Annotated in this window: 8 protein-coding genes; all 8 read left to right on the top strand. The window is 60.9% G+C overall.

Annotated elements, in window-relative coordinates; all coding sequences use genetic code 11:
* Positions 1 to 769 (top strand): FimV/HubP family polar landmark protein (locus ACRXB1_RS24750; RefSeq protein WP_449493537.1); only part of this gene is annotated, 769 nt, incomplete at its 5' end.
* A gap of 1 nt (position 770) precedes the next feature.
* The gene (gene truA, locus ACRXB1_RS24745) at positions 771 to 1,592 is read left to right on the top strand and encodes a tRNA pseudouridine(38-40) synthase TruA (RefSeq protein WP_449493536.1); all 822 of its coding nucleotides are present in this window, start codon (positions 771 to 773) and stop codon (positions 1,590 to 1,592) included.
* Position 1,593: 1 nt separating this feature from the next.
* A complete protein-coding gene (locus ACRXB1_RS24740; protein WP_449493538.1) occupies positions 1,594 to 2,262 on the top strand; it encodes a phosphoribosylanthranilate isomerase in 669 nt (222 codons plus the stop codon).
* Between the two features lie 48 nt (positions 2,263 to 2,310).
* Positions 2,311 to 3,504 carry a tryptophan synthase subunit beta gene (gene trpB, locus ACRXB1_RS24735; RefSeq protein ID WP_086381901.1) on the top strand — a complete coding sequence of 398 codons (1,194 nt, stop codon included), beginning with the start codon at positions 2,311 to 2,313 and terminating at the stop codon, positions 3,502 to 3,504.
* A gap of 11 nt (positions 3,505 to 3,515) precedes the next feature.
* Complete coding sequence (locus tag ACRXB1_RS24730) at positions 3,516 to 4,367, top strand: DNA-methyltransferase (protein WP_449493535.1); 852 nt, start codon at positions 3,516 to 3,518, stop codon at positions 4,365 to 4,367.
* A 61-nt stretch (positions 4,368 to 4,428) separates the two neighbouring features.
* Positions 4,429 to 5,232 carry a tryptophan synthase subunit alpha gene (gene trpA / locus ACRXB1_RS24725; protein WP_062172079.1) on the top strand — a complete coding sequence of 268 codons (804 nt, stop codon included), beginning with the start codon at positions 4,429 to 4,431 and terminating at the stop codon, positions 5,230 to 5,232.
* Positions 5,233 to 5,296: 64 nt separating this feature from the next.
* Entirely contained in the window at positions 5,297 to 6,169 is an 873-nt protein-coding gene (gene accD, locus ACRXB1_RS24720; RefSeq protein WP_062172080.1) for an acetyl-CoA carboxylase, carboxyltransferase subunit beta, read from the top strand.
* A gap of 149 nt (positions 6,170 to 6,318) precedes the next feature.
* Entirely contained in the window at positions 6,319 to 7,641 is a 1,323-nt protein-coding gene (gene folC / locus ACRXB1_RS24715; protein ID WP_449493534.1) for a bifunctional tetrahydrofolate synthase/dihydrofolate synthase, read from the top strand.
* Positions 7,642 to 7,870: the final 229 nt, after the last annotated feature.

Genomic DNA, 7,870 nt, shown 5'->3' with positions numbered 1-7,870 from the left:
AGCCCACGAAGCCGCAGCCCGCGAAGCCGAAGCCCGAGAAGCCGAAGCCCGAGAAGCCGAAGCCCGAGAAGCCGAAGCCCGAGAAGCCGCAGCCCGAGAAGCCGCAGCCCGAGAAGCCGCATCACACGCAACGCCACCGGCCGATCACGCAACCACCCCGCACGACGACTCCTACGACGAAGAACCGTCCTCCCCCGCGTCGCGTCTGCCGCAGCCCAAATTCCCCCAGGAAGCGATCGAAGCCTTGAGCGCGCTCGATTTCGGCTTGCCGCCGCGTCAGGAAGCGCCCCTTGAAAGCCCCGAACCGCCACCGGCTTCCAGGAACGCGGAAGCCGAAACACAAGAAATCGCACCGGCGTCGATCACCCCGCAACCCATCGCGGACCCGGCTGTCTTCGATCAGCAAAAGGAGCAGCATCGTCATCCGGATGCGTCGTCCGATTTGCCCGCGGCATCGGCTGCCGAGCACATCGAAACGGGAACGGCAGGCGCGGCGTCGGTGGCGGGACTCGGCGCATCGCGCTTCGGCCCGTTGACCCTCGACTTCGACTACAACTCGCCGTCGAGCCAGACCGAGCCGCTGCCGGCGTTCACGCCGGAACAGATTGCGACCATCGCGCGCAACAAGCTCGAACTTGCCGTCGAATACATCGAACTCGGCGACTTGTCGGGCGCGCGCACGCTTTTGCAAGAAGTCATCGATTCGAACGATGCAGCCACGCGCCAGCCCGCCGCCACGTTGTTGTCCACGCTCGCGCCGCTCTCCTGACATGGCTTTGAAACGCATTGCACTTGGTATCCAGTACGACGGTTCGGCGTTCAGCGGCTGGCAGACACAATCGGACGTCAAGACCGTGCAGGATGTGCTTGAACGCGCTCTCGGCAAGTTCACGCAAACGCGCGTGCAAACCGTCGTCGCGGGAAGAACCGACACGGGTGTGCATGCGCTCGGCCAGGTCGTCCATTTCGACACCGAACTCGAACGCACCGACTTCGCCTGGGTTCGCGGCACGAACGCGTTCCTGCCGCAAAGCGTCGCGGTACAGTGGGCGCGGCCGATGCCCGATGATTTCCACGCGCGTTTCGGCGCCTTCGAGCGCACTTACTACTACGCGCTGTACGTCCACCCCGTGCGCTCGCCGATGATCCCCGGCCGCGCCGGCTGGTGCTACGCTGCGCTCGATGCCAACGCCATGCGCGAAGCGGCGGCGCTGATCATCGGCAAGCATGATTTCACGGCGTTCCGGTCGTCCGAGTGCCAGGCGAAGACGCCGGTGAAATACCTGCGTCAGATCGATATCATCGAACAGGGCGACTTCATCCATTTTCGCTTTCGCGCGAACGCGTTCCTGCATCACATGGTGCGTAACCTGATGGGATGTTTCGTTGCGATCGGCCGCGGCAAACATCCGCCGTCGTGGCTGCGGGAGTTGCTCGAAGCGCGCGATCGCAAGCGCGCCGCGCCGACTTTCATGCCCGACGGCCTGTATCTGGCCGAGGTCGGCTATCCTGAGAACTTCGCGGTACCCGCGCCGCGCCTGGGAAGCTACCCTTGGAGCGCGGTCTGGCAAGGAATTGAACGTGCAAACTAACGTGGGCCATAACGATCTGCATAGAACGCGCATCAAGTTGTGCGGTTTGTCGAAGACGGAAGATGTCGATGTCGCCGTCGATCTCGGCGCGGATGCCGTCGGTTTCGTGTTTTATCCGCCCAGCCCGCGTTCGGTGAGCGTGGGCCACGCGATCGATCTGGCCGAACGCGTGCCCCCGCTGGTATCGGCCGTGGGTTTGTTCGTCAACGCGACGCCGGAATGGGTTCGCGAGGTGACATCGAATGTCAGATTGTCGCTTCTGCAGTTCCACGGCGACGAAACGCCTGCGCAATGCGCCGCGCTCGCTGAAGTTGCCGGTTTGCCGTGGTGGCGCGCCGTTCGGGTAGGGCCCGATGCCACCGCGCATGATTTGGTAGAATCATCTCTTAATTATCTAGCAGCCAACGGTTTGCTCCTCGACGCTTATGTCGATGGCTACGGTGGCGGTGGAAAGGTATTCGATTGGTCACTTATCCCAACAGATCTCGGGCATCGGGCCGTTTTGAGTGGTGGGTTGAACGCGCAAAACGTCCATGAGGCCATCCGGCTCGTCCGGCCCTATGCGGTCGATGTCTCCAGCGGCATCGAAGTAGCGGGGGTCAAGGGCGTGAAAGACCACGCCCGAATGGCGGCGTTCGTTCGCGCGGTGCGCGAAGCGGATGCAGGATGATCAACGTGGGCAAGCGCAATGCTGCCACGTACCGAGAGAGTGACACACATGTACAACTTACCTGACAATCGCGGCCATTTCGGCCCTTATGGCGGCACGTTCGTCTCCGAAACGCTTGTTCACGCGCTCGACGAACTCCGCGACGCTTACGAAGAAAGCAGCAAGGATCCGGCTTTTATCGCCGAGTATGAGTACGAACTGAAGCATTACGTCGGCCGGCCTTCACCGATCTATCACGCCAAACGCTGGAGCGAGATGCTCGGCGGCGCGCAGATCTATCTCAAGCGCGAAGACCTGAACCATACCGGCGCGCACAAGGTTAATAACGTCATCGGACAGGCGCTGCTCGCGCGCAAGATGGGCAAGCCGCGCGTGATCGCGGAAACAGGCGCAGGACAGCACGGCGTGGCGACTGCGACCATTGCGGCGCGTTTTGGCATGGAATGCGTGGTCTACATGGGCTCGGAAGACGTGCGGCGTCAGGCGGCAAATGTTTACCGCATGAAGCTGCTTGGCGCGACGGTCGTGCCGGTCGAATCGGGTTCGAAGACGCTGAAGGATGCGTTGAACGAAGCCATGCGCGACTGGGTCACGAACGTCGAGAACACGTTCTATATCATCGGAACGGTCGCGGGTCCGCATCCTTATCCCATGATGGTCCGCGACTTCCAGCGTGTCATAGGCGACGAATGCAAGGTGCAGATGCCCGAGATGACCGGCCGCCAGCCCGATGCGGTGATCGCGTGTGTAGGCGGCGGTTCGAACGCAATGGGGATCTTCTATCCGTACATCGATAACAAGGACGTGCGGCTGATTGGCGTCGAGGCCGCCGGCGACGGCATGGATACGGGCCGTCACGCCGCGTCCCTGATGGGCGGAAGCCCGGGCGTTCTTCACGGCAACCGCACGTATCTTCTGCAAGACGATAACGGCCAGATCATCGAGACGCATTCGGTATCGGCGGGGCTGGATTATCCCGGCGTCGGCCCGGAACACGCGTGGTTGAAGGATGCAGGGCGTGCCGAATATGTGGGCATCACCGACGAAGAAGCGCTGAAGGGTTTTCACGATTGCTGCCGGATCGAAGGGATCATTCCCGCGCTCGAGTCGAGCCACGCGCTCGCATACGCCGCGAAGCTCGCGCCCACGCTGCCGAAAGACAAGCTGTTGCTCGTCAATCTGTCTGGTCGCGGCGACAAGGACATGCATACGGTCGCCGAGCGCACCGGCATCACGTTCTGAGCCCACAACCCATGCGCGATGAAATCGTCAATGCAGGAACGGACCTCGCCGAGCGCGGAATCCACTTGCATCACCGCGATTTCCTGGCCGATGCAGCGAATCTGCCGGACGGCTCTATCGACTTGATCGTGGCCGATCCGCCGTACGGTCTGGGAAAGGACTACGGCAACGACTCGGACATGCGTTCGGGCGAAGCCTTCCTCGACTGGACTTACGGCTGGCTCGAGCTTGCAATCCCGAAGCTCAAGCCAAGCGGTTCGCTTTATATTTTTTGCACATGGCAATATGCGCCCGAGATCTTCGTGTTCCTCAAGCGCCGCCTCACAATGGTCAACGAGATCGTGTGGGACCGGCGCGTACCGAGCATGGGCGGAACGGTGCGCAGATTTACGTCGGTGCATGACAACATCGGTTATTTCGCGGTATCGAAGGATTACTTCTTCGATCTCGATCCCATCCGCATTCCTTATGATGCAGTGACGAAGAAGGCGCGTTCGCGCAAATTGTTCGAAGGCAGCAAGTGGCTGGAGCTGGGATACAACCCGAAGGACGTCTGGTCCGTTTCGCGGTTGCACCGGCAGCACGCTGAGCGAGTCGATCATCCGACGCAGAAACCGCTGGAGATCATCGAACGGATGGTCCTCGCAAGCTGTCCGCGCGGCGGCCGCGTGCTGGATCCGTTCATGGGCAGCGGCACCACTGCCGTTGCGTGTGCGCGGCATGGGCGCGAGTTTGTCGGGTATGAAATCAACGCCGACTATCACGCAATTGCCCAAGCGCGAGTTGCGCAGACGCCGCCAGCGGTCGTGCCGGTTGAGGAGCCGGTAGCTGTCGTTGAAAATGCTTCCGTTGATCAAGCGTGAACTTCGCCAAAGTCGCTGCTGAAAAACGCCAAACGCGCCGATAAGCGCAGAAGAGATAATCATGTCCCGTATCAAGAGCACATTTGCGGCACTCGCCGAGCAGGGCAAAAAAGGCCTGATCCCGTTCATCACGGCCGGCGATCCGAATCCCGAGCAGACCGTCGAATTCATGCACGCGCTCGCCAAGGGCGGCGCGGACGTCATCGAACTGGGCGTGCCGTTTTCCGATCCCATGGCCGACGGTCCCGTGATCCAGCGTTCTTCGGAACGTGCGTTGGCGCGCGGCATGTCGCTCAAGCACGTTCTCGCCGATGTAAAACGCTTCCGCGAAACCAACGTCAAAACGCCGGTCGTCCTGATGGGCTATGCCAATCCGATCGAGCGCATGGGCATCGAAGCCTTTGCCAAGGCGGCGCAGGATGCCGGTGTGGATGGTGTGCTGGTCGTCGATTACCCGCCGGAAGAATCGGTGGAATTCAGCCAGGCGATGCTCGCCGCCGGCATCGATCCGATCTTCCTGCTGGCGCCTACATCAACCGATGAACGCATCGCTGCCGTGGGCAAAGTTGCCAGCGGCTATGTCTATTACGTGTCGTTAAAAGGCGTGACCGGTTCGGCAAATCTGGACGTGGCGAGTATCGCGAGTAAAATCCCGGCCATCAAGGCGCATGTGGCGTTGCCGGTGGGTGTCGGTTTTGGCATTCGCGATGCCGCTTCAGCCCGGCTGGTGGCGGATGTATCGGATGCGGTCGTGATCGGCAGCCGTCTCGTGCAATTGCTCGAAGAAGCGTCGCCGGACACGGCGGCTGAGAAGCTGACGAGTTTTATCGCTGAAATTCGTGCGGCGCTCGATTCTGCAAAATAACCCGTGATCGCGGCCAAAAAGATTCAAACAGGCCGTGAAATACGCGAAACATGAAGGAAAAACGATGAGCTGGCTCGACAAACTGTTACCGCCGAAGATCAAGCAAACCGATCCGAAAAGCCGCAAGGGCATTCCGGAAGGACTGTGGATCAAGTGCCCGGCGTGCGAAGCGGTGCTGTACCGCAACGACGTCGAGGCGAATCTGCACGTTTGCCCGAAGTGCAGTCACCATATGCGGATCGGCGCGCGTGAACGGCTCGACGGCCTGCTCGATCCGGAAGGCCGCTATGAAATCGGCCAGGAAATCCTGCCGGTCGACGCGCTGAAGTTCAAGGACAGCCGCAAGTACCCGGACCGCCTGAAAGAGGCAATGGAAGATACGGACGAAACCGACGCCATGGTCGTCATGGGCGGTGCAATCCACACCATTCCGGTCGTGACCGCATGCTTCGAATTCTCGTTCATGGGCGGGTCGATGGGCTCGGTCGTCGGCGAACGTTTTGCTCGCGGCGCCCGCAACGCGCTTGAACAGCGCACGCCGTTCATCTGCTTCACGGCATCGGGCGGCGCGCGGATGCAGGAAAGCTTGCTTTCGCTGATGCAGATGGCGAAAACCACGGCCATGCTGACCAAGCTCGCCGAAGCCAAGCTGCCGTTCATTTCCGTTCTCACCGACCCGACCATGGGCGGTGTGTCGGCCAGCTTCGCGTTCCTCGGCGACGTGGTGATCGCGGAACCGAAGGCGCTGATCGGCTTTGCCGGACCGCGCGTGATCGAGCAAACCGTGCGTGAGAAGCTGCCGGAAGGCTTCCAGCGTTCAGAGTTCCTGATCCAGAAGGGCGCCATCGACATGATCGTCGACCGCCGGAAAATGCGCGAGGAGATCGCGCGCCTGATCGCATTGCTGACGCTGCAACCGGCTGATTCGGTCGCCTGAAGCATAGGCAGCAGCGCATTGTTTATGCGCCTTCCAGGCAGCAATGGCGCGGAAGGTGTCAAATGATGACGGCCCAGGCGCCGCGCGCGAACCCGCCCCGGGTCGCGCGCGGCGTTTTCGTTTTGGCGTTTCCCCTCAAGCACTCTCTCATGACGACTTCTTCGGTTACTTTTCCTTCGCTCGACGCATGGCTCACGCATCTGGAATCGGCGCATCCGGTCGGTATCGATATGGGTCTCGCGCGCATCAGCCAGGTTCGCGATGCGCTCGGGCTTGAATTCTCGTGTCCGGTGATCACCGTGGGCGGGACGAACGGCAAGGGTTCGACGTGCGCGATCATCGAGACCATCTTGTTGCGCGCGGGATATCGCGTGGGGTGTCATACATCGCCGCATCTGCTCGCGTTCAACGAGCGCGCGCGGCTCAATGGCGTCGATGCGACGGATGCGGAACTGCTCGAACACTTCGAAGCCGTCGAGAAGGCGCGAACAAGCTTTGCCGAACCGGTATCGCTGACGTATTTCGAATTCACGACGCTTGCCATCATGCGGCTGTTTGCATCGCGCGAACTGGATGCCGTGATCCTCGAAGTGGGGCTCGGCGGGCGGCTGGACGCGGTGAATATCGTCGATCCGGATTGTGCGATCGTGACGAGCATCGACATTGACCATACGGAATATCTCGGCGATACACGCGAGAAGATCGGCTTCGAGAAAGCCGGGATTTTCCGTCCGGATACGCCTGCGATCTGCGGCGATCCGTCGCCGCCGCAGTCGCTGATCGACCACGCGAAGGCCATCGGCGCGGACCTGTGGCTGGTGGGCCGCGATTTCCGCTATGAAGCGCAGGGCGGGAACGAGCGTCAGCAGTGGAGTTACATCGGCCGGACGCAGCGGCGCTCCGCGTTGGCTTACCCCGCATTGCGGGGCGCCAACCAACTGATCAATACGTCGGCGGCGCTCGCAGCGCTTGAGTCATTGCGCGACCGGATCCCGGTTTCCGCACAGGATATCCGCCTGGGACTGGCGAACGTGGAGCTGCCGGGACGCTTCCAGGTCGTGCCGGGCAAGCCGCAAGTAATCCTCGATGTCGCTCATAACCCGCACGCAGCGGCCGTTCTGGCGCAAAATCTCGGCAACATGGGCTTCTTCCCATACACGTACGCCGTGTTCGGCGCCATGTCCGATAAAGACATCGCCGGCGTTGTGGAACATCTGAAAGGCGAGATCGACCATTGGAACGTGACGGCGCTCCCGCTGCCACGCGCAGCCTCGGGCGCGGCGCTCGAAAGCGTTTTACGCGATGCCGGCGTCAACGACACTGCCGACAGCAGCGTTACACAATTCAATAATCCGGCCGACGCTTATCAAGATGCGTTAAAGCGGGCGTCCGAAAATGATAGAATTTTGGTTTTCGGCAGTTTCCATACGGTCGCCGGTGTAATGGCGTACCGTAAATCGCAGCGTCATTGAACGGACGGCCGGCCAGCCTCTCGCACAAGCCAACCATGTCCTTTTTTTCGTTCGGCAAGAAAGACGACGCGCCTTCGGGTCGCGATGATTATTCCGACTCCTCGCGATGCCGGCGTCAACGACACTGCCGACAGCAGCGTTACACAATTCAATAATCCGGCCGACGCTTATCAAGATGCGTTAAAGCGGGCGTCCGAAAATGATAGAATTTTGGTTTTCGGCAGTTTCC

Source organism: Caballeronia sp. M23-90 (assembly GCF_053574605.1).
The sequence above is the reverse complement of the archived record's forward strand: the minus strand, read 5'-3'. Positions and strand labels throughout refer to the sequence as shown.

What these genes read in the sequence shown, in the direction of transcription:
- trpA (WP_062172079.1), top strand. Translation starts at nt 4,429, where the DNA reads ATGTCCCGTATCAAGAGCACATTTGCGGCACTCGCCGAGCAGGGCAAA.
- truA (WP_449493536.1), top strand. Translation starts at nt 771, where the DNA reads ATGGCTTTGAAACGCATTGCACTTGGTATCCAGTACGACGGTTCGGCG.
- trpB (WP_086381901.1), top strand. Translation starts at nt 2,311, where the DNA reads ATGTACAACTTACCTGACAATCGCGGCCATTTCGGCCCTTATGGCGGC.
- ACRXB1_RS24730 (WP_449493535.1), top strand. Translation starts at nt 3,516, where the DNA reads ATGCGCGATGAAATCGTCAATGCAGGAACGGACCTCGCCGAGCGCGGA.
- folC (WP_449493534.1), top strand. Translation starts at nt 6,319, where the DNA reads ATGACGACTTCTTCGGTTACTTTTCCTTCGCTCGACGCATGGCTCACG.
- accD (WP_062172080.1), top strand. Translation starts at nt 5,297, where the DNA reads ATGAGCTGGCTCGACAAACTGTTACCGCCGAAGATCAAGCAAACCGAT.